At 61.8% G+C, this 21,565-nt stretch carries 21 protein-coding genes; 9 read left to right on the top strand and 12 right to left on the bottom strand.

From position 1 onward, the window contains the following. The first annotated feature begins 150 nt into the window (after positions 1-150). The 3 genes from MKZ87_RS18795 to MKZ87_RS18785 all read left to right on the top strand — a co-directional run bounded on the left by MKZ87_RS18795 (position 151) and on the right by MKZ87_RS18785 (position 4,779). Complete coding sequence (locus tag MKZ87_RS18795; protein ID WP_234205891.1) at positions 151-1,911, top strand: sensor histidine kinase; 1,761 nt, start codon at positions 151-153, stop codon at positions 1,909-1,911. Further along, a complete protein-coding gene (locus tag MKZ87_RS18790) occupies positions 1,911-3,239 on the top strand; it encodes a sigma-54-dependent transcriptional regulator (protein ID WP_085697216.1) in 1,329 nt (442 codons plus the stop codon). The genes MKZ87_RS18795 and MKZ87_RS18790 overlap by 1 nt, the downstream gene beginning before the upstream one ends. A gap of 220 nt (positions 3,240-3,459) precedes the next feature. Beyond that, positions 3,460-4,779 carry an MFS transporter gene (locus MKZ87_RS18785; RefSeq protein ID WP_085697217.1) on the top strand — a complete coding sequence of 440 codons (1,320 nt, stop codon included), beginning with the start codon at positions 3,460-3,462 and terminating at the stop codon, positions 4,777-4,779. Between the two features lie 129 nt (positions 4,780-4,908). On the opposite strand, the gene MKZ87_RS18780 is transcribed toward MKZ87_RS18785, so the two are convergent. Continuing rightward, on the bottom strand, positions 4,909-5,664 hold the full coding sequence (locus MKZ87_RS18780) for a hypothetical protein (RefSeq protein ID WP_234205893.1): 756 nt from the start codon (positions 5,662-5,664) through the stop codon (positions 4,909-4,911). 347 nt (positions 5,665-6,011) lie between these two features. Here MKZ87_RS18780 and MKZ87_RS18775 point away from each other — a divergent pair, with 347 nt between their 5' ends. Both MKZ87_RS18775 and MKZ87_RS18770 read left to right on the top strand, forming a co-directional pair. Beyond that, on the top strand, positions 6,012-6,329 hold the full coding sequence (locus MKZ87_RS18775) for a hypothetical protein (RefSeq protein ID WP_085697219.1): 318 nt from the start codon (positions 6,012-6,014) through the stop codon (positions 6,327-6,329). A 128-nt stretch (positions 6,330-6,457) separates the two neighbouring features. Beyond that, complete coding sequence (locus MKZ87_RS18770; RefSeq protein WP_011335689.1) at positions 6,458-7,087, top strand: flavin reductase family protein; 630 nt, start codon at positions 6,458-6,460, stop codon at positions 7,085-7,087. Between the two features lie 4 nt (positions 7,088-7,091). On the opposite strand, the gene MKZ87_RS18765 is transcribed toward MKZ87_RS18770, so the two are convergent. Together MKZ87_RS18765 and MKZ87_RS18760 are read right to left on the bottom strand one after the other, a co-directional pair. Continuing rightward, positions 7,092-7,334 carry a hypothetical protein gene (locus MKZ87_RS18765; RefSeq protein ID WP_007960172.1) on the bottom strand — a complete coding sequence of 81 codons (243 nt, stop codon included), beginning with the start codon at positions 7,332-7,334 and terminating at the stop codon, positions 7,092-7,094. A 43-nt stretch (positions 7,335-7,377) separates the two neighbouring features. Further along, a complete protein-coding gene (locus MKZ87_RS18760; RefSeq protein WP_085697220.1) occupies positions 7,378-7,731 on the bottom strand; it encodes a putative quinol monooxygenase in 354 nt (117 codons plus the stop codon). A gap of 335 nt (positions 7,732-8,066) precedes the next feature. On the opposite strand from MKZ87_RS18760, the gene MKZ87_RS18755 reads away from it, so the two are divergent. Then, a complete protein-coding gene (locus tag MKZ87_RS18755; RefSeq protein ID WP_085697221.1) occupies positions 8,067-9,008 on the top strand; it encodes an AraC family transcriptional regulator in 942 nt (313 codons plus the stop codon). Positions 9,009-9,014: 6 nt separating this feature from the next. On the opposite strand, the gene MKZ87_RS18750 is transcribed toward MKZ87_RS18755, so the two are convergent. The 6 genes from MKZ87_RS18750 to MKZ87_RS18725 form a co-directional block, all read right to left on the bottom strand. Beyond that, a complete protein-coding gene (locus tag MKZ87_RS18750; protein ID WP_085701684.1) occupies positions 9,015-10,070 on the bottom strand; it encodes an ABC transporter ATP-binding protein in 1,056 nt (351 codons plus the stop codon). Between the two features lie 17 nt (positions 10,071-10,087). Then, positions 10,088-10,936: an ABC transporter permease gene (locus tag MKZ87_RS18745; RefSeq protein WP_007960165.1), complete on the bottom strand. Its 849-nt coding sequence runs from the start codon at positions 10,934-10,936 to the stop codon at positions 10,088-10,090. Continuing rightward, the gene (locus MKZ87_RS18740; RefSeq protein ID WP_085697224.1) at positions 10,933-11,841 is read right to left on the bottom strand and encodes an ABC transporter permease; all 909 of its coding nucleotides are present in this window, start codon (positions 11,839-11,841) and stop codon (positions 10,933-10,935) included. Before MKZ87_RS18740 ends, MKZ87_RS18745 begins: the two co-directional genes overlap by 4 nt. A 192-nt stretch (positions 11,842-12,033) precedes the next feature. Further along, positions 12,034-13,137 carry an extracellular solute-binding protein gene (locus tag MKZ87_RS18735; protein ID WP_266201589.1) on the bottom strand — a complete coding sequence of 368 codons (1,104 nt, stop codon included), beginning with the start codon at positions 13,135-13,137 and terminating at the stop codon, positions 12,034-12,036. A gap of 217 nt (positions 13,138-13,354) precedes the next feature. Beyond that, positions 13,355-14,803 carry an aldehyde dehydrogenase family protein gene (locus MKZ87_RS18730; protein ID WP_170929704.1) on the bottom strand — a complete coding sequence of 483 codons (1,449 nt, stop codon included), beginning with the start codon at positions 14,801-14,803 and terminating at the stop codon, positions 13,355-13,357. After that, entirely contained in the window at positions 14,803-16,440 is a 1,638-nt protein-coding gene (locus MKZ87_RS18725; protein WP_266201587.1) for a 5-guanidino-2-oxopentanoate decarboxylase, read from the bottom strand. Before MKZ87_RS18725 ends, MKZ87_RS18730 begins: the two co-directional genes overlap by 1 nt. Positions 16,441-16,579: 139 nt before the next feature. Between MKZ87_RS18725 and MKZ87_RS18720 the strand changes: the two genes are divergently transcribed. Further along, positions 16,580-17,458, top strand: coding sequence for a LysR substrate-binding domain-containing protein (locus tag MKZ87_RS18720; protein WP_085697228.1), 879 nt, complete (start codon positions 16,580-16,582; stop codon positions 17,456-17,458). A 122-nt stretch (positions 17,459-17,580) separates the two neighbouring features. Here MKZ87_RS18720 and MKZ87_RS18715 read toward each other — a convergent pair whose 3' ends face one another. Both MKZ87_RS18715 and MKZ87_RS18710 read right to left on the bottom strand, forming a co-directional pair. Further along, complete coding sequence (locus MKZ87_RS18715) at positions 17,581-18,195, bottom strand: NAD(P)-dependent oxidoreductase (protein WP_266201586.1); 615 nt, start codon at positions 18,193-18,195, stop codon at positions 17,581-17,583. Between the two features lie 45 nt (positions 18,196-18,240). After that, positions 18,241-19,119, bottom strand: a complete 879-nt coding sequence (locus MKZ87_RS18710) for an MBL fold metallo-hydrolase (RefSeq protein ID WP_266201585.1) — start codon at positions 19,117-19,119, stop codon at positions 18,241-18,243. 115 nt (positions 19,120-19,234) lie between these two features. Between MKZ87_RS18710 and MKZ87_RS18705 the strand changes: the two genes are divergently transcribed. Beyond that, a complete protein-coding gene (locus tag MKZ87_RS18705; RefSeq protein ID WP_218191818.1) occupies positions 19,235-20,140 on the top strand; it encodes a LysR family transcriptional regulator in 906 nt (301 codons plus the stop codon). A gap of 84 nt (positions 20,141-20,224) precedes the next feature. Continuing rightward, on the top strand, positions 20,225-20,401 hold the full coding sequence (locus MKZ87_RS18700; protein ID WP_166225760.1) for a hypothetical protein: 177 nt from the start codon (positions 20,225-20,227) through the stop codon (positions 20,399-20,401). A gap of 100 nt (positions 20,402-20,501) precedes the next feature. Here the strand turns inward: MKZ87_RS18700 and MKZ87_RS18695 are convergent, their stop codons facing one another. Beyond that, positions 20,502-21,398 carry a helix-turn-helix domain-containing protein gene (locus tag MKZ87_RS18695; RefSeq protein WP_085699611.1) on the bottom strand — a complete coding sequence of 299 codons (897 nt, stop codon included), beginning with the start codon at positions 21,396-21,398 and terminating at the stop codon, positions 20,502-20,504. Positions 21,399-21,565 lie beyond the last annotated feature (167 nt).

Raw genomic sequence — 21,565 nt, 5'->3', positions numbered from 1 at the left:
CAGAGCGTTTTTTCGTGCGCAATTGTCGCCGCCTTCAGTGATCGATATCGGCAAAAAGTACCGCATGCTCATAGCGCCTATGAACGGGGCCCCTGCCTCCACATCTGCATGGTATCGTGCCCGCCCGTCCTGCCATCCGTTTGCCCCAGCATGCTGCCGACTTCCCGTACCCTGCGTCTGTCGCTATACACCCTGCTGATCCTCGCCGGCGCCGCCCTCGCTGCAACGTTTGCGATCCGTCACGCCGAACGCCAGGCGCTGGTGGAAGACGCCGCCCGGGCCAACCAGCAACTGGCACTGTATGCCAACTCGCTGCACACCCTGATCGACCGCTATCGCGCCTTGCCCGCCGTGCTGGCGCTGGACCCGCAATTGCGTGCGGCGCTGGCAGGCCCCGTGAATGCCGAGCAGCAAGCGGCGCTGAACCTGAAGCTGGAAAAAATCAACGGCGCCGCACAATCCTCCACCCTTGAATTGCTCGATCACACCGGCCTTGCGGTAGCCGCCAGCAACTGGCGTCTGCCCAGCAGTTACGTCGGCCACAACTATGGCTTTCGCCCCTATTTCAGTCAGACCCGCACCCAGGGCACCGGGCGTTTCTACGCAGTCGGCGTGACCAGCGGGATTCCCGGCTATTTCCTGTCCAGCGCGGTGCTCGGCGACAACGGCGAGTTCCTCGGGGCGATGGTGGTCAAGCTCGAATTCCCGGAGCTGGAGCGCGAATGGAGCCAGGGCAGCGATACGCTACTGGTCAGCGATGCCCGGGGCATCATCTTCATTGCCAACCAGCCCGACTGGCGCTACCGCCTGCTGCACCCGCTGAGCCCGGCCGATTACCGAGAGATCAAGCGCACTCGCCAATACGACAAGCAATCGCTGGTGCCGCTGACTCATCTGTCGCTACGCCGCTTTGATGACAACAGCGAACTGCGCCGCGTCGAAGGCCCGCAAGGCACGGCGGATTACCTGTGGGAATCGCTGCCGCTGACCGCCGAAGGCTGGACGCTACACCTGCTGCGGCGTCCGCAAGTGTCCTTCGAAGACCAGCGCAATGCCGGGCTCGCCGCCGCCGGGGTGTGGCTGGCGCTGGTGTTTCTGTTGCTGTTCCTCAACCAGCGCTGGCGTCTGGCCAAGATGCGCCAGCGCAGCCGCGAAGAGCTTGAGCAACTGGTCGAGGAACGCACCCGGGATTTGCGCACCGCCCAGGAAGGTCTGGTGCAATCAGCGAAACTGGCGGCACTGGGGCAGATGTCCGCTGCGCTGGCCCACGAAATCAATCAGCCGCTGACCGCCCAGCGCATGCAGCTTGCAACTCTGAGGCTGCTGCTCGATCACGGTCGGGTCGATGACGCCTGCAAGGCGCTCAAACCGGTGGACGAAATGCTCACGCGCATGGCTGCCCTCACCGGCCACCTGAAAACCTTTGCCCGCAAAAGCCCCAGCGGCTTGCGCGAACGGCTGGACCTGGCGACGGTGGTCGATCAGGCGCTGCAATTGCTCGATGCGCGCCTGCGTGATGAACAGGTCAGTCTGGTGCTGCACCTGACCCGTCCGGCCTGGGTGCGCGGCGACGCGATTCGCCTCGAACAAGTGCTGATCAACCTGCTGCGCAACGCCCTCGATGCGATGCAGGGCAAGCCGTGCAAGCGTCTGGAAATCCGCCTGGAAGCTGACGAACAACTGTGGCGCCTGAGCGTCATCGACAACGGTGGCGGCATTGCCGAAGAACATCTGGGTCAGGTATTCGATCCGTTCTTCACCACTAAACCTGTGGGTGACGGGCTGGGTCTGGGACTGGCGGTATCGTTCGCCATCGTCCATGAATCCGGCGGGCGCCTGTGCGCCGAAAATGGTGACAACGGTGCAGTGTTCAGCCTGACCTTGCCGATCGATCTGGAGGCGCACCTCTGATGCTCAACTCAGTGATGGTGGTCGATGACGAAAGCAGCATTCGCAACGCCGTCGAGCAATGGCTAAGCCTGTCCGGGTTCGAGGTGCAGCTGTTCAGCCGCGCCGAGGAATGCCTGGCGGCGCTGCCGAAACACTTTGCCGGGGTGATTCTCAGCGATGTGCGCATGCCCGGTCTCAGCGGTCTTGAACTGCTGGCCGAAGTGCAGCGCCGGGATGCCGACCTGCCGGTGATTCTGCTCACCGGCCACGGCGATGTGCCGATGGCGGTCGAAGCGATGCGCGATGGCGCCTACGACTTTCTGGAAAAACCCTTCAGCCCCGAGGCCCTGCTCGGCAGCCTGCGCCGGGCGCTGGACAAGCGTCGGCTGGTGCTGGAAAACCGCGCCCTGCACGAACAGGCCGACAACCGCGCCAGACTGGATGCGACGCTGCTCGGCGTGTCCCGTGGTATGCAGACCCTGCGCCGGCAGGTGCTTGACCTCGCAACATTGCCGGTCAACGTGCTGATCCGTGGCGAAACCGGCAGCGGCAAGGAACTGGTTGCCCGCTGCCTGCACGACTTCGGCCCGCGCGCCGACAAGCCGTTCGTGGCACTGAACTGCGCGGCGATCCCCGAGCAGTTGTTCGAAGCCGAATTGTTCGGGCATGAGAGCGGCGCGTTCACCGGGGCCTCCGGCAAGCGCATCGGCAAACTGGAATACGCCGATGGCGGCACCCTGTTTCTCGATGAAATCGAAAGCATGCCGCTGGCCCAGCAGGTGAAACTGTTGCGGGTGTTGCAGGAGCAGAAACTGGAACGGCTGGGGTCGAACCAGAGCATTCGCGTGGACTTGCGCATCGTCGCGGCGACCAAACCCGATTTGCTGGATGAGGCCCGGGCCGGGCGTTTTCGCGAGGACCTGGCGTATCGCCTGAACGTTGCCGAATTGCGCCTGCCACCGCTGCGCGATCGTCGGGAGGACATTCCGTTGTTGTTCGAGTCCTTCGCACAAAGCGCCGCTCAGCGATTGGGGCGGTCTTTTCCGCCGCTCAGTGGTGCGCAATTGAGTCACCTGCTGAGCCATGACTGGCCAGGTAATGTTCGTGAGTTGGCGAACGTCGCCGAACGGCAGGTGCTGGGGCTGGATGAACCGGTGCAAGGTATCGATCCGGGGCAGTCGCTGGCGGCGCAGCAAGAGGCGTTTGAGGCGCAGTGCCTGCGGGCCGCTTTGACCCGGCACAAGGGGGATGTGAAAGCCGTGCTGGAAGAACTGCAACTGCCGCGCCGAACCTTCAATGAAAAGATGCAGCGCCATGGTCTGACCCGGGAAATGTTCGTGCCCGATTGATCCCCGCATTGAGGCATTCCCACGCAGAGCGTGGGAACGATCCGAGCCCGAGTGAGCGGATTTCCGCTCATTCATTCCGGCTCATCGGCAAAATCCCGCTCAACCCATCTCCCCAACCCCTCTAAACCGGCCCTCTCCCCGTTGGCACAGCTCCTGCTATAGCCCTCGCAGGCTGCGTTTCTGCGCGCTCCACAAAAACAATTAAACGAAGGATCCTTCAATGGATAACTCCAACGCCCTGCCTCTTGGGTCGGCTGCCGTGCCGGCCAAAGAACGAACCACCGCCAGTCGCATCAAGTCGATCTTCAGCGGTTCCGTCGGCAACATGGTCGAGTGGTACGACTGGTACGTTTATGCCGCCTTCTCGCTGTACTTCGCCAAGACCTTCTTCCCCGCCGGTTCCACCACCGCCCAGTTGATGAACACCGCTGCGATCTTCGCCGTGGGCTTTCTGATGCGTCCGATCGGTGGCTGGCTGATGGGTCTGTACGCCGACAAGGTCGGCCGTAAAAAGGCACTGATGGCCTCGGTGTACCTGATGTGCTTTGGCTCGCTGCTGATCGCCCTCAGCCCGAACTACGAAACCATCGGCATCGGCGCGCCGATCCTGCTGGTATTCGCCCGTCTGCTGCAAGGCCTGTCGGTCGGCGGCGAGTACGGCACCTCGGCGACTTATCTGTCGGAGATGGCGACCAAGGAACGTCGCGGCTTCTTCTCCAGCTTCCAGTACGTGACCCTGATCTCCGGCCAGCTCATCGCGCTGGGCGTGTTGATCGTGCTGCAGCAGATGCTCACCACTGAGCAACTGTACGCGTGGGGCTGGCGCATCCCGTTCGCCATCGGCGCGCTGTGCGCAATCGTGGCGCTGTACCTGCGTCGTGGCATGGAAGAAACCGAATCCTTCGTGAAAAAAGAGAAATCCAAGGAAAGCGCCATGCGCACCTTGCTGCGTCATCCGAAGGAATTGCTGACCGTGGTCGGCCTGACCATGGGCGGTACGCTGGCGTTCTACACCTACACCACTTACATGCAGAAATACCTGGTGAACACCGTCGGCATGAGCATTTCCGACTCCACCACCATTTCCGCCGCCACGCTGTTCCTGTTCATGTGCCTGCAACCGATCATCGGCGGCCTGTCCGATAAAATCGGTCGTCGCCCGATCCTGATCGCCTTCGGCGTGCTGGGGACGATCTTCACCGTGCCGATCCTGATGACCCTGCACACCATCCAGACCTGGTGGGGCGCGTTCTTCCTGATCATGGCGGCGCTGATCATCGTCAGCGGCTACACCTCCATCAACGCCGTGGTGAAGGCCGAGCTGTTCCCGACCGAAATCCGCGCCCTGGGCGTGGGCCTGCCGTACGCACTGACCGTGTCGATCTTCGGCGGCACCGCCGAATACATCGCGCTGTGGTTCAAGAGCATCGGCATGGAAACCGGTTACTACTGGTACGTGACCGCGTGCATCGCGGTGTCCCTGCTGGTGTACATCACCATGAAAGACACCCAGAAACACTCGCGCATCGTCACTGACTGACCGGATTCATTCAGCCACTGCAACGGTGGCTGTTCTGGCCCCATCGCGAGCAAGCTCGCTCCCACATTGGATCGGCATACAACTGACCCTGTGGGAGCCAGCTTGCTCGCGATTGAAGTCACCTCGGTATCAGGTCAACTCGGCAACCTGCTGTTTGCCATAACGCTTCTGCGCATAAGACGCGCCCACGATCATCACCAGCAAAATCCCCGCCAGCACTGCCGACGAACCGATGGTGCCAAAGTCCAGCCCGCCCTTCTCATGGGACTTGGTCATTAAGTCGCCCAACGTCGCACCGAACGGCCGGGTCAGCACGAACGCCACCCAGAACAGCACGACGGTCGAAATCTTCGTGAAGTACTTGAGCAGCACCACCACGGCAATCGCCGAGCCGATCAGCAGCGCGCCACCGGCAAAGCCCAGGCCCGAGTCGTCCGCCAGGTAATCGCCGAGCGCGGTGCCCAGGGTGTTGGAGAACAGAATCGCCATCCAGTAGAACATCTCGCCGCGAAAGCTCTGCACCCTGGTGACGTTGAGCGAGTCGCCGCTCAGGCGCCATGCCGCGAAGATCGCCAGCAGAATCGCGATCAGGATCATCGAACCGGTGGCGTAGCCCAGCTCCAGCGTGCGGTCCATGAAGTCCGACATGGTGGTGCCGGCGGTGCTGGTCGACAGGATCACGATCCAGTACAGCAACGGCTTGTAGGTCTTGGACATCAGCTGCGTGATCAGTGTCAGGACAAACACGCTGATCAGGATCAGCGAGCTGATGGCGTAGCCGACGTTAAGGGTCATCGACAGCAAATCCCCCGCGGTTTCCCCTAGGGTCGTCGCGCAGATTTTCATGACCCAGAAGGCCAGGGTGATTTGAGGCAGTTTGTTCATCGCGGGCAACGCTCCTGTGTGTGACGGCCGTTTTTGGCTTTATGGCCGTGGGCAGACTGGCGTTGCGCGGGTGAAAAACCGGTCGGGAATCCATGAAAAATCTGTCACACAGGCAAAAAGCGGCGATTAATCACCGGTTAATGCCCCCGCCGCATTCTGCACCTACCTGATCGATTAACCGCGCGACGCTCGCTACGACGACGAAAGCGAATTGAATGCGTCGCCCTTAACATCAAGTTAATCGATAGTTTTTAGCATTATTTTGCGCTTTTTAATCAATTTAGTTGGCGTAGCATGAATCCCATGCGAAACACATCGCCAACGAATAACGAATCTGGAGAACGACCATGAAAACCAAACTGATCCTCGCCCTGACCCTGTCCGTCCTGGCCGCCAACACCTTTGCCGCCGACGGTTCGGACAAAACCAAATCCGCCGACTTCATTTCCGGCGCCAGCGCTGCCATCGAAACCAGCCACACCGGCACCTACGCCGCTGACGGCTTCGACAAGACCAACGTCGGCAAAGCCGTTGCGGCTGATGGTTTTGACAAGACTGGCACTGCGTCCGCCATCGCTGCCGACGGTTTCGACAAAACCGGCACCGCCAACGCCATCGCTGCCGACGGTTTCGATAAAACCGGTACTGCTGCAGCTATCAGCTGATCGGCAGAATGCAGACACCAAAGCCCGGCCATTGCCGGGCTTGTTCATTTTCAAAGGTCGGCATTTGATCTTCGCGGACCGGACTTGCACTATTGGCCGCTTATAAAAGCCTTCAGGAACACCCCACCATGCCCGATGACATCCATTTCTATGAACCGGCCAACGGCCACGGCCTGCCACACGATCCGTTCAACGCCATCGTCGGCCCGCGCCCCATCGGCTGGATTTCTTCGCAGGATGCCGAGGGCCGGCTGAACCTGGCGCCCTACAGCTTTTTCAACGCGTTCAACTACATTCCGCCGATCATCGGCTTCTCCAGCGTCGGGCGCAAAGACAGCCTGAACAACATCGAGCAGACCGGTGAGTTCGTCTGGAACCTCGCCACCCGCCCGCTGGCCGAGCAGATGAACCAGAGCTGCGCGATGGTCGGGCCAGAGGTCAACGAGTTCGAACTGGCGGGGCTTACGCCGGTGGCGTCGAAGGTGATTGCCGTGCCGCGCGTGGCCGAAAGCCCGGTGTCCTTTGAATGCAAGGTCACCCAGATCATTCAGTTGCAGCGCGCCGACGGCGAGACCGTACCGAGCTGGCTGGTGCTGGGCGAAGTGGTCGCCGTGCACATCGCCAAATGGCTGTTGAAGGACGGGATCTACGACACCGCCGCCGCCGAACCGATACTGCGGGGCGGCGGACCGGCGGACTATTTCCAGCTGGGGCCGGAGGCGTTGTTCAAGATGTGGCGCCCGGGGGCTACGAAGTAAGCGCTTACCAGATCAGCTCGGCGTCGTCGGTGACGCCCTTGAGCTTGTCCAGTTCATTGATCGCGGCTTCATCGGCCGCGATGGCGCCGGGGAAAACCTGATCGTTCAGCAGTTTGTGAAAGCGCGGTGCACCGCCGTCGACCAGCGCCTTGACGGCGATTGCCGCGTGATAACCCTTGTTGCCGCCCAACTCGACGGGGACTACAGCGGAAACCGCTTCGAAGTGTTCGAACTCTTTACGTGCCATATCGCAGGTCCTGGCTCAGTCAGATAGGCCGGCCATTAAACATTCAACCGGCGAGTTTGTGTATCGGCGCAGCGCATTGGCCTACGGCCTGTGCGGCCGAGACTTCCTTGAACGTGTGGAAATCCAGGCTATTGACCACCAGGTCCTGCACCAGCTCGGCAAAGATTTCCATCGACGGGCTGCTGAAATAGGCGGTCATCGATTGCTGGTTGATCCAGAAACCGGAGACCAGCCACAACTCCGGATCACACTGCGAATGCTGCAAGGAAAAGCTCAGGCAACCGGCGGCGGCACGGGACGGCTCGATCAGCGCGCTCAGGCGCATGCCGAGTTCCGCCGAGCGCCCGGCGCGCGCTCGAACGAAGGCCATATGACTGACGGGAATCTGCTTGGACATGTTCAACCCTCCCAGGGAGTCGTGTGGCAGCCGGGGACGGGCTGCGACAGGATCAAAGGTTAAGGGCCGGGCATCGCTCGCCGTTAGTCGATTCCTGCCGTCGCGTTGCACAATCCTGCGAGACTGTCTTGCAGACCTGTAACAAGTCGTGAATTGCTGTCACTGTCCTGTCACACCGGTTTCGAGCAAGTTTCCCGGGTTTCGCCCCTTCATGTCCGGGCAGGCACGCAACGCCATGCAGGATCAGGCAAGCATTTCGCAGGATGTGTCTACCGCTCGCGCTTGCACAAACTTAAGCTCTGCTCCCATTCCATCCCTTGCCGAGGAGGCTGTGCATGACGTCGTTCGATCGTTTTCAGGCGCCGCGCGATGCCGATATGGAAGCCGACATGGAAAAGCAGCGCGCGGAACTGGCGGCCATCATTCGCCGCAACACGTCCGAAGATGGCAGTTATGCCACTGCCGTCGGTTCGCTGTTCATGTCGCGCCACACCCAATCCCATGACTTCGCCCCGGTGCTCGCGCAACCGGCGCTGTGCATCATGGCCCAGGGTCGCAAAGAGGTACGGCTGGCGGACGAGTTCTTCAATTACGACCCGTTGAATTACCTCGTGGTGTCGGTCTCGATGCCGTTGAGCGGTCGAGTCGTGAATGTCTCGCCCGAAGAGCCGATTCTCGCCGTACGCCTGGACATCGACCCGGCGGAAATCACCGCGCTGATCGCCGACGCCGGCCCGATGGGCGTGCCGACCCGTCCGACCGGGCGCGGTCTGTATGTGGAAAAGATCGACAGCGCGATGCTCGATGCGGTGCTGCGTCTGGCCCGTCTGCTCGACGCGCCGAAAGACATCGCCATGCTCGCACCGCTGATCCGCCGGGAAATTCTCTATCGCCTGTTGCGCAGTCCCCAAGGCCATCGGCTGTACGAAATCGCCATCGCCAACAGCCAGAGCCACCGCATCAGCCAGGCGATCAAATGGCTCAACGGCAACTTCGAACAGCCGCTGCGCATTGATGATCTGGCGAAGGAAGTGAACCTCAGCGTCTCGACCTTGCATCACCGCTTCAAGGCGATGACGGCGATGAGTCCGTTGCAGTATCAGAAGCAACTGCGCCTGCAAGAGGCGCGGCGCTTGATGCTGGCTGAGGGGCTGGAGGCGTCGGCGGCGGGGTATCGGGTGGGGTATGAAAGCCCTTCGCAGTTCAGCCGCGAGTACAGCCGCCTGTTCGGCGCGCCACCGTTGAGGGATCTGGCGCGCTTGCGGCTGACCGTCTGATCTGGATCAGGCGCCGAGCACCCGACACGCCTCACTCGGCAGCGTCACCGACACCGGATGCCCGATCCCCAGACCGATGCCCTGACACGGCGTGCTCAGCGCCGTGAAGGTCACCCCGGAACATTCCACCGTAGTCTCGATGGTCGCGCCGATGTCGCGCACGAACGTCACCTTGCCCAGCAGGCGATTGCCCGCCGTGGCCTGGGGCGCCGACAGTTGCAGATCTTCAGGGCGGATCAGCATTTTTACTTTCTGCCCGACCACGATGCTGCTGCAGATCGGCACTTGCAGGGCATCGCCGCCCGGCAGCACAACCTTGCCATCGCCCAGGGCCGTTGCCGGGAAGATATTGCCGGAGCCGATGAAGTCCGCGACGAATTCGTTGGCCGGATGCCGGTAGATTTCAATCGGCGTACCCACTTGCTGTACCCGATGCTCACCGAGGACTACCACGATGTCCGCCATGGTCATGGCCTCGCGCTGATCGTGGGTGACCATGATCGTGGTGATGTTCAGGCGTTGTTGCAGCTGGCGGATTTCCACCTGCATCGACTCGCGCAACTTGGCGTCAAGCGCCGACAGCGGTTCGTCCAGCAGCAGGATTTTCGGGTGCGAGGCAATCGCCCGGGCAATCGCCACTCGCTGACGCTGACCGCCGGAGAGTTTCGCTACCGGGCGATCAATCATCGGTTGCAGCTGGATCAGCTCCAGCAATTGCACCACCCGCGCCTGTTGATCGGCCTTGCTCACGCCGCGCAGCTTCAGCGGATAGGCGATGTTCTCGCCCACGGTCATGTGCGGAAAAAGCGCCAGCGACTGAAACACCATGCCGAAGTTGCGCAGGTGCGCCGGCGTGTGGCCGATGTCCTCGCCGTCCAGGCGAATCTCGCCGCCGGTGAGGGTTTCCAGCCCGGCGATCATTCGCAGCAACGTGGTCTTGCCGCAACCCGACGGGCCGAGGAAACACACCAGTTTGCCCTCGGGCAAATGCAGGTTGACGTCTTTCACCGCGCAGGCCGAGCCGTAGTGTTTCTCGACGTTTTCCAGAATCAGACCAGACATAAAATCACCTCAAGAAATCAAAAGGACACGCCGCCTTCACCGACCAGCTTCTCCAACGCCCAGATCAGGACGAAGTCGATCAATACGATCAGCACGGCAAACGAGAACACGGTAGGGTCGAGCGATGACACGGTGCGGCTGTACATCCAGATCGGCACGGTCATGACGTCGATGGTGTAGAGGAAATAAGTCACGGTGAACTCGTTGAACGAGACGATGAACGCCAGCAGCATCCCCGCCAGAATCCCCGATTTCATCAACGGCACCACCACGTCGACGATGGCGCGCAGTGGCGAAGCGCCGAGCATCTGCGCGGCCTCTTCGACTTCGCTGCCGATGGAAAGCATGGCCGCCGTGCAGTTCTTCACCACGAACGGCAGCGCCAGAATCACGTGAGCAATTACCAGCCGCGATGTGGTCATGTGAAACGGCAGGCTGTCGAACACCAGCAGCAACGCCAGCCCAAGCACCACCATCGGGAACACCAGCGGCAGCGACATCAATTGCAGCGCCACGCCCTTGCCACGGAACTCGCAACGGGTCAGCGCGTAAGCCGCCGGCACCGCGATCAGCGTGGCGAAAATCATCGTCAGGCACGACACCAGCAAACTGGTGCCCATGGCCTGGCCGAGGCTCAGCACATCACTGGCGTCCGGCGACACAAACGTGTGCCACGCCGCCTTGTACCACTGCAGGCTGTAACTGCTTGGCGGGAAGTCGAGGTTCGACGCGCCGCTGAACGACATCACGATCATGGTCAGGATCGGCAACACGGCCAGGAACAAAATGATCCCGGAAAGGATGCCCGCAAACTTGCCGGTGTCGCCCGGCAGCAGCGACTGACGCTTCTTGATCAGGGCACTCATTGCGAAGCCTCCAGCAGACGGCGACGGCGGCCGGTGATGTATTCGGACAAGGTCATGATGGCGAGCGTAGTGACGATCAGCACCACCCCGGCGGCGGAGGCGGCAGGCCAGTTCATCAGCGGAGCGATCTGGTCATGCACCATCACCGCCAGCATCGGCACGCGACGGCCACCCAGCAGAAGTGGCACCACAAAGCTGCTGGCGTTGTAGGCGAACACCAGCGTCGCGCCGGTGATGATTCCCGGCAGACTCATTGGCAACACCACCTGGCGGAACACTTGAAAGCGGCTGGCGCCGAGGGTCGCGGCGGCTTCTTCGTAGCTGCGTGCGACGCCGCGCATGGCGCTGGCAATCGGCAGCACGGCCAGCGGAAACGCAGTCTGCACCAGGCCCATCAACACGCCGTTCTGGTTGTACAGCAACATGATCGGGCGCTTGATCAGACCGAGGCCCATCAGGGTCTGGTTGAGCATGCCGCCGGGGCCGAGTATCACCAGCCAGCCGTAGCTTTGCAGCAGCAGGTTGACCAGCAACGGCAGCAGCACCGCCGCGAGGAAAATCCGTCGCACGAACGGCGAGGTCAGGCGCGCCATGGTGTACGCCACCGGGATCGCCAGGACCACGGCAATCACCGCGCTGATCAGCGCCAGACGCAAAGTCAGCAGCAACGATTTGAGGTAGTAGGGTTCGAGCAACTGCGCGTAACTGGCCAGGCTGAAACCGGACCACTCCGCGCCCTTGGTGCCGACGCTCATGCGCAGCACCAGCAGGCTGGCGGCAATCAGCACGCCGAGAAACAGCATCGACGGCGTGAGAAAAAACCACGCCCGCGCCGTCGGCGAAATACCGCGCGCCGGGCGCACGTCACCCGTGCCGACCGGTTGGGTCAGGGATTGATGTTCCATAGCAATGATCTCGTCAATGGAAAAACAACTGACAGACACTGCCTTCAAATTCACCGAGAAACCTGTGGGAGCGAGCTTGCTCGCGATAGCAATCTGTCAGTCGACACTGTCGGTGAATGTCAGTCCGCGATCGCGAGCAAGCTCGCTCCCACAGGTACTTCGGTGTTTGAAGAACCTGTGTCCATCACTCGATCAGGAAGAAAAGATTTCCGTGTAGCGACGAATCCACTGGTCATGCACGGTCGCCAGGAAAGCGTTGTCGTGCATGATCGCCTTCTCCGCAATCTGCTCCGGCGTGAGGATGAACGGGCTCTTGCGCGCTTCGGCGGAGATGATCGCCTTGGCGTTGACCGGGCCGTTGAAGATGTCTTCGGCCATCTTGCCCTGCACCAGCGGGTCGACGGAGTGGTCGATGAAGGCATAGGCCAGATCGGTGTCGCCCGGACGGTTCTTCGGCATCACCGAGAGCATCAGGTCGGTATAGAAACCTTCCTTCATGCCGAACGTGGCGCCGAGGCCATAGTTCGGATCGCGGATCTGCTTGGGGAAGAACGCCGGGGCGTAGAGGCCGCCCATGTCCAGGGAGCCGGTGCGGAACAGCTCGGCGATCTGGTTGGGGTTTTCGCCCAGAGTAACCACGCGGTCTTTCAGCTCCGCGAGTTTCTTGAAGCCCGGTTCGATGTTGTGCTCGTCACCACCGGCCAGTTTGGCGGCGATGATGATCAGGTCCATGGCCTCGGTCCAGTTCGGCGGCGGCAGGAAAATGTTCGGCGCCAGATCGGCGTCCCACAGCGCGGCGTAACTGTCCGGCGCGGTGGTCTGGGTGCGAGTGCTGTAGACCAGACTGTTGCACCACAGCAGGTAACCGATGCCGTGACCGTTGGCCCCGGTACGGTATTTTTCCGGAACGTCGATCAGGTTGGGAATGCGGTTGAGATCGGGTTTTTCCAGCAGTCCGGCAGCGGCCAGACCTTCGGCGCCGACCCCGGCCAGAGTGATGATGTCGTACTGCGGACGATCACCGCCGGCCTTGAGTTTGGCGACCATTTCCGAGGTGCTGCCGGTACGGTCGGCAATCACTTTGGCGCCGGTCTTGGCTTCGAACGTTGCAGCGATGTTGCGCAGCGCGGCGAGGCCCGTGTCATCGGACCAGGTCAGCAGGCGCAGGGTCTTGCCGGCAAAGCGGGTGTCGCTGGCACTGGCCCGGATGAAGGGCATGCTCATGGCCGCCGCAGCCACCGAGGCCACGCCGACGGTTTTGATGAATTGACGCCTGTTCAGATCGTGCTCGCCCATTTAGGACTCCCATTATTCTTCTAAGTATGAGATTGATCGCAACCCTTGCATCTGCCTGACCGATGTTGCCCAAGCGCCCGGTTTCAAAGGGCTTGAGCGTGGTCTGCGGGTTCATCCTGAGGTCGTGCAAAACACCTGACTATCGATAAAAACTCATTGGAGCCATGACGCCGGCGCATGCCTCCTTGCGAGGCATGCGCTGACCTTTTTCGGGCATTCAGAGCGCGCGAATCACGTGCTTGATTTCCTGAAATGCCGCCAGACCCCACGGTCCCAACTCGCGACCGATGCTGCTCTGTTTGTAACCACCCCACGCGGTCTGCGGGAAGATCACCTGCGGCGCGTTGAGCCATACCAGCCCCGCCTGCAAGGCGTTGGCGACCCGATCCGCCGTCTCGGCATTGCGCGTGACGACACTGGCGACCAGACCGAACTGGCTATCGTTGGCCAAGGCAATCGCCTCGGCTTCCGAAGCGAAACTGCGCACGCAGATCACCGGGCCGAAGATCTCTTCACACCACAGCGCACTGTCGAGGGGCACTTCGGTGAAGATCGTCGGCTGCAAGAAATAGCCGCGCGGCAGATCGGCGGGGCGATTGCCGCCACAAATCAGCCTGGCCCCGGCACTCAGCCCACGGTCGATATGACCGAGCACCCGCTGGTACTGCGCCTGATTGACCAGCGCGCCCATCTCGACTTCAGGATCGAACGGATCGGCGACACGGATTTTTTCCGCGCGGGCCTTCAGACGAATCAGGAATTCGTCGGCCAGTTCATCGGCCACCAGCACCCGGCTGGTGGCCGAGCACATCTGCCCGGCGTTGAAGAAACCGCCGCCACAGGCCAGCTCCACCGCCAGGTCAAGGTCGGCATCTTCCAGAATCAGCAGCGAGGATTTGCCGCCCAGTTCCAGGCTCACACCCTTCACGGATTCAGCGGCGCGCTGCATCACTTGCACACCGACGGCGTTGCTGCCGGTGAAGGAAACCTTGGCGATGCGCGGATCCGCCGACAGCGGCGCGCCGACTGCCGGACCGGTGCCGCACACCAGGTTGAACACGCCTTTGGGCAGGCCGGATTCGGCGATGATGGTCGCCAGTTCCAGCTCCGGCAGCGGCGTGACTTCCGACGGCTTGAGCACCACGCAGCAACCGGCGGCCAGGGCCGGGGCGAGTTTCCACGCGGTGGTGACCATCGGGAAATTCCACGGCACGATCAGCCCGACCACACCGCACGGCTCGCGGCGCAGACGTGCACTGAAATCGTCGCTCGGCAGCGGCACGTCACTGTCGAGTCTGGCGTCGAGGCCTTCGGCGAGTTCGGCGTAGTACTCGAAAGTGGCGATCACGTCGTCGACATCGATTGCCGCTTCGAACTGCGGTTTGCCGTTGTTGCTCGACTGCAACTTCATCAAATGTTCGCGGCCGTTGCGCACGCCATCGGCGATGTTGCGCAGTATCGCGCCGCGCTCGGCGCCCGAGGTTTTCGACCAGTCCTTGAAGGCTTCAGTCGCCGCTGTCACCGCTTGATTGACGGCGCTTTCGTCACCGCCATTGACCGTGGTCAGCAACGCTTCGGTGGCCGGATTGATGACGCGCAGGTGTTCGCGGCCGGCGGACCATTGGCCGTTGATGTACAGGCCGTCGAGTGTCGTCGGGAAGATCATCATTGGGCCACCGCCTTCATCCATTGGGTCTGGTCGATTTCGATCAGGGTCGGGCCCTGCCGATCGCTGGCGGCGCGCAGTGCACCGCGCAGTTGTTCGGCCGAGCTGATCGCTTCTGCCGCGCAACCCAGGGCCTTGGCCACACCGATGAAGTCCGGGGTATAGATGTCCACGCCCACCGGCTCGATGGCGCGGTTGACCATGTATTTCTTGATCTCTTCGTAACCCTGGTTATTCCACAGCAGGATGATCACCGGCGTGCGCGCTTCCACGGCGCTGGCCAGTTCCGGCAGGGTGAATTGCAGACCGCCGTCGCCGATCAGACACACCACCGGCGGACGTGCGCCGTGTTCGAGGTTGCCGCCGAGCCACGCGCCAATCGCTGCCGGCAAGGCGTAACCAAGGGTGCCGTAGCCGGTGGACGAGTTGAACCAGCGGCGCGGGCGCTCCGGGTTGAAGGTGAGGTTACCGGTGTACACCGGTTGCGTGGAGTCGCCGACGAAAACTGCATTCGGCAGTTCGTGCAGCACGGTTTCGAGGAAGCGGGTCTGGGCCAGCGTCGGAGCGTCCCAGGTCGCTGCCAGGTCTTCACGCAGACGGGCGGCTCGAACCTGGCCCCAGTCGTTGCGGCGCTCGGCCAGCGGTTTGTGCGACAGCGCACTGAGCAGCGCTTGTGCGGCATTGCGCGAGTCGGCGACCAGCGCCACGTGGGGCGGGTAGTTGCGCACGGTCTGGTCGGGATCGATATCGACGCGCAGCAACTTGCCGGGGATTTCGAAGCCGCCGGCGAAGGTGACGTCGTAGTCGGTTTCCGCCAGCTCGGTGCCGATCGCCAGCACCACGTCGGCATCCGCCACCAGGGCGCGGGTCGCGACCAGGCTCTGGGTCGAACCGATCAGCAGCGGATGACTGGACGGCAACATGCCTTTGGCGTTGATGGTCAGCGCCACGGGTGCGCCGAGCAGTTCGGCCAGCTCAGTGAGTTCGGCAGCCGCGTCGATGGCGCCGCCACCGGCGAGGATCAGCGGACGCTGGGCGCCGGCCAGCAGTTCGGTCATGCGGCTCACGGCGGCCGGCGCAGCTCCGGCGCGGTCGATGTTGACCGGCACACTGGCCAGCAGTTCGTCGGCCTCTTCGACCAGCACGTCCAGCGGAATTTCGATGTGTACCGGACGCGGACGCCCGGCCTGGAACAGCGCAAACGCACGGGCCAGCACGCCCGGCAATTCCGACGCCGACATCAGGGTGTGGGAGAACGCCGCCACGCCGCCGACCAGTGCGCTCTGGTTCGGCAGTTCATGCAACTTGCCGCGACCGCCACCCAGTTGACTGCGCGACTGCACGCTGGAGATCACCAGCATCGGAATCGAATCGGCGTACGCCTGGCCCATGGCGGTGGTGATGTTGGTCATGCCAGGACCTGTGATGATGAAGCACACACCCGGTTTGCCGCTGGTGCGGGCGTAGCCGTCGGCCATGAAGCCGGCGCCTTGTTCATGCCGGGGGGTGACGTGGTTGATGCTCGAACGGGCCAGCCCGCGATACAGCTCCACGGTATGTACACCGGGAATGCCGAACACCTGCTCGACCCCATAACCTTCGAGTAACTTGACCAGTACTTCGCCACACGTCGCCATGTCTTTGCCCTTCTTGTTCGTTGAGGCACCGGGCTTTAAAGGAACCGGTGATTGGCCTCATTGAAACGGGCGGCGTGTAGCCGCAACAATCGATAAAAGCTCATACTAGCCATGTCCTCACGTCATGGCTTGGATCCACATGAAACGACTGCCTCCCCTGCCCGCCCTGCACACGTTTCTGATCACCGCGCAGTGCTGCAACTTCACCCGGGCCGCCGAACAGTTGCACATCACCCAGGGTGCGGTGAGCCGGCAGATCGCCGGGCTGGAGGAGCATCTGGGTTATGAGCTGTTCATTCGCCTGGCCCGGGGCCTGGAGCTGACGGCCGAAGGTCGCGAATGGCTGCCACGGGTGCAGCAGATCTTCAGCCTGATCGGCGACTCGGTGGAGCAGATCGGCGCCAAGCGCGAGACCCTGCAACTCAAGGCCCCGAGCTGCGTGATGCGCTGGTTGTTGCCACGGCTGTTGCAATGGCAGCGCGAACGCCCGGACGTGCCGGTGAAACTCACGGCGTCGTTGCAACACGGGGTGGACTTTCATCGCGAGCAGTTCGACGCGGCGGTGATCTACGGCACCGCGCCCCACGACTCACCCGCGACCCTGCATCTGTTCGATGAACAACTGACGCCGGTCTGTTCGCCGACGCTGCTCAACGGTGGTCCGGCCCTGCACACACCGGCAGACCTGCAACAACACCTGCTGCTGCACCCGACCCACACCGATGACGACTGGACACTCTGGCTCGAAGCCGCCGAACTGCAATTGAGCAACATCGCCAGCGGTCAGCATTTCGAGACGCTGGATCAGGCGATGTCGATGGCGTCCCACGGGACAGGGGTGGCGATCGGCGACTGGTCGTTGATCGGCGATGACTTGAACGCCGGGCGACTGGTGATGCCGTTCGATCTGAAGGTGAAGACGGGACTGGGCTATTACATCGTCGCGCCGGCGTCGGAGCCGTCGGCGAAATTGCAGGAATTGATGGGGTGGCTGGTGGAGCAGGCTCATACGCGGTGAACACCCCAATATCCTGTGGGAGCGAGCTTGCTCGCGAATACGGTGCGTCATTCAACGTTGATGTCGACTGACACGCCCTCTTCGCGAGCAAGCTCGCTCCCACATTGGATCGGTGTCGAGATTCAGTAACCGACCGTAAACCGCTGACGCGAATGCTTCGGCGTTTCCACTTCGTCGAGCAGCGCAATCGCGTAGTCGGCAAAGGTGATCGAGCTCTGGCCTTCAGCACTCACCAGCAAGTCATCCTTGCCGACACGGAACTTGCCGGTGCGCTTGCCTTCGACAAACAGCGCCGACGGCGACAGGAACGTCCAGTCCAGCTCCTCCTCCTGACGCAGCGCATCGAGAAACGCTGCACCGGCGCTGGCCTCGGCCTTGTACTCGGCGGGGAAACCGGCGCTGTCGATCACACGAGTACCGTCCGGCAGCAACAGCGAACCGGCACCGCCGACCACCAGCAGACGTTTCACCCCGGCCTGCTTCACCGGGCCGATCAGCGCACTGGCCGGCACCGTGGCGAAATGTGCGGCGCTGATCACCACATCGTGACCGACGACGGCGTCCTGCAGCGCGGCGGAGTCCAGCACGTCGACATTCTTGCTGACCACACCGGCACGGGCGCCGATTTTCGAGGTATCCCGAGCGATGGCGGTGACGCTGTGGCCGCGACGCAGGGCTTCTTCCAGCAGTTGGCTGCCGGCACGGCCGGTGGCACCAATGATTGCGATCTTGCTCATGACATTCTCCAGTTGGCTTGAGAGTGCTGCGTTTTCAGAATCGGGTTACCACTTCATTTCGCCCTTGGCGACTTTGGCGCTCAGCTCCAGCGAGCTTTCTTCGCCCAGTTTCGGGTAGCGTTTTTTCATCGCGCCGATCAGTGCGGCAGAGTCCTTGGCCTTGGCAGTTTCTTCGTCGAACGCCTTGATGTAGTCGGCAGTGAATTTCACGGCCGCCAGCGAACGGGCGCTGTCACCCAGGTAGTGACCCGGCACCACGGTTTTCGGTTTCAGGGTTTCGATCGAGTGTAGGGTTTCCAGCCAGTCGGCGTGGGATTGCGCGGTCTGGGTGTCGGCCATCCACACGTGGATGTTCTCGGCGACAACCACACCACCGACCACGGCTTTCAGTGAAGGAATCCACACGAAGCTGCGATCCGGCTGCTTGCCTTCCAGGCCAACCACCTGCAGCTTTTGCCCTTCAAGCATCAGGCTGTCGCCCTTGAGCACGCCCGGCACGATGGTTTTGGCCGGCACGTCGGCGCCCATTTTCGGGCCCCAGAAGGCGAGTTTGCCGTCGACGGTTTGCTTGATGTGATCAACGGTCGGTTGCGAGGCCAAGACCTTTGCCTGCGGGAAGGCTTTGGTCAGGGTGTCGAGACCGAAGTAGTAATCCGGGTCACCGTGGCTGATGTAAATGGTGGTCAATTGCTTGCCGCTGGCGCGGATCTTTTCCACCACTTGCTCGGCTTGGGATTTGCCGAACTGGGCGTCCACCAGAATCGCGTCTTTCTCGCCGCTGACCAGCACCGAAGTCACCGGGAAGATCGCCTTGGTGCCCGGGTTGTAGACGTCGAGGGTCAGGTTCGCGGCCGCTGCGTGGGCAGCAAAACCGAGGGTGGCGGTGGCCAGTAAAACGCGCTTGAGAGTGGTGAAGCCGATCATGAGTTGCTCCGCTGTTCGAATGCCGTGCTTGGCGATGGGGGCAGAGCTTAGTTGCCAGACTCGTTACAAAAAATGCGATGCTTGAACATAGTTTGTTTCTGAAAGCGGGCAAATCATGGATCGTCTCCAAGCAATGCGGGTGTTTGTCACGGTGGTGGATCTGGGCAGCCAGTCGGCGGCGGCCGATCACCTGGACCTGTCGAGGCCGGTGGTGTCGCGGTATCTGGCGGAACTGGAAGACTGGGTCGGCGCGCGCCTGATGCACCGCACCACCCGCAAGTTGAGCCTGACCGCCGCCGGCAACGAAATCCTGCCGCGCTGCCGGCAGATGCTGGAGCTGTCCGGTGACATGCAGGCCGCGGTCAGCGAACCTGCCGATGCGCCACGGGGTATGTTGCGGATCAGCGTCAGCACCTCGTTCGGCCAGGCGCAACTGGCCGATGCCATGGCGGCGTTCGTCAAAGCGTATCCGGGGGTGAACATCGATCTGCAGATGCTCGATCGCACGGTAAACCTGGTGGACGAACGCATCGACCTGGCGATTCGCACCAGCAATGACCTCGATCCGAATCTGATCGCCCGGCGCCTGACGGTGTGCCGCTCGGTGGTCTGCGCCGCGCCCGCCTATCTGCAAGAACATCCGCAGCCGCAACGCGTGGAAGATCTGAGCCGGCACAACTGCCTGACCCATTCCTACTTCGGCAAGAGCCTGTGGCATTTCGAGGAGGATGGCGAACCGGTTTCGGTACCGGTGCAGGGCAACATCAGCGCCAACGAGGCCAGCACCCTGCTGCGCGCGACCCTGGCCGGCGCCGGGGTGGCGATGCTGCCGACCTATCAGGCCGGGGTGCATGTACACAGCGGCGAACTGGTTCGCCTGCTGCCCCACGCCGAGCCGCGGCAGATGAACATCTATGCCGTGTATGCCTCGCGCAAGCACATGCCGGCAGCGCTGCGTTGCATGCTGGATTTTCTGGTGCAGCGTTTTCCCGAAAACCCGCAATGGGATGAAGGGCTGTAAAGACGTTCGCAGCCGCTGGCAACTCCACGGCGCTGACCTATGCTGAAAGCAGTACCCAAGGGTATTCGTTCAGAGGTCACCGCCATGAACACCAGAACAAGAAGATACTTCGCGATTTTCATCACCTGCGCGGCCACGCTGGCGCTGTACGGCACCGCAGCATGGCGCGTGGAGCAGTTGCGGCAACTGCCCCGTGAATACGCGAGCTGCAACTTCGAGCGCTGCATTCCTCACAACGCCACCCTCAACGCCCTGCGCTGATACTGGACGTCTGTGGGAGTGAGCTTGCTCACGAAGGCGGCGTGTCAGGTGGCAAAACTGCCGGCTGATCCACCCTCTTCGCGAGCAAGCTCGCTCCCACCTATTGACTCTCTTGTTGTTCGGATTTGAGTCGGTCGCGGAACGCCTTTGGCGAGATCCCCACCCGGCGCCGGAACAGGCGCGTGAAGTTGGTCGGATCGGAAAACCCCAACACCTCGGACATCTCGTAAATGGTCATGCTGGTGTAAGTCAGCAGGCGCTTGGCTTCCAGTAACTGACGCTCGTGCATGATCTGCAACGCCGGCTGCCCCGCCAGTTCGCGGCAGGTGCCGTTGAGGTGCGAGACGGAAATCCCCAGACGATGGGCCAGGTCCTCGACCTTGACGTGCTGTCTGTACGTCTCCTCCACCAATTGAATAAAGCCATTGAGATATTCACGCTGGCGCTGCGGGCGTTGCGTGGCGTTGTGACGGCGGATCGCCTGACGGCTGACCCAGACCATGATCACGCTGACCAGCGAATGCATGAGCATTTCCCGCGCCGGTTGATGGCCGTTGTACTCGGCCTGCAATGCGGCAAACAGACTGTTGAGGTACTCCGCGTCCTTGCCCGCCGGATAGCTTTCGGCCTGGGCCAGGGCCTGCACCGCGCTGCCCAGTTGTGCCTGCAAATGGTTGATCAACGGTGTGGCGAGGGTGACGACAAATCCTTCGACGTCCTCGGAAAAACGAAATCCATGCACCGATAACGGCGGCAGGATCTGGATCGCGGCTTCCTTCAGTTGCGTGCGTTGGCCTTCGATTTCAAGCTCTGCCTGACCTTTGAATACGAAGAGCAACTGGCACAAATCGGCATGACGGTGGGGTTTGATTTCCCATTGGTGTTCGCGGCTGCGTTTGGAAATGGTTTCACAGTGCAGCAAGTCAGGGGTCGGCCAGTCCAGGCTTTCACCGTAGAGCTTGAACACCGGAATCGAAGGCAGGTCAGGCTTGTTCATCACTTCAATCCAGGCCTCGAGGTTTGCGGGCGATAATCGCACCGATTGGCAGAATGTACAGGTATCGGCTCAGTTTTCACCTTCAATTGACAGACCCGCAAGGGAAAAATGCAAGCACTCGAATCCTGAAAATCATTCACCGGCCGTTGTCGCGTGAAGCTTGCGAG

It is taken from the genome of Pseudomonas sp. MCal1 (assembly GCF_026341415.1).
In the GTDB taxonomy this organism is placed as follows: Bacteria; Pseudomonadota; Gammaproteobacteria; order Pseudomonadales; family Pseudomonadaceae; genus Aquipseudomonas.
The sequence above is the reverse complement of the archived record's forward strand: the minus strand, read 5'-3'. Positions and strand labels throughout refer to the sequence as shown.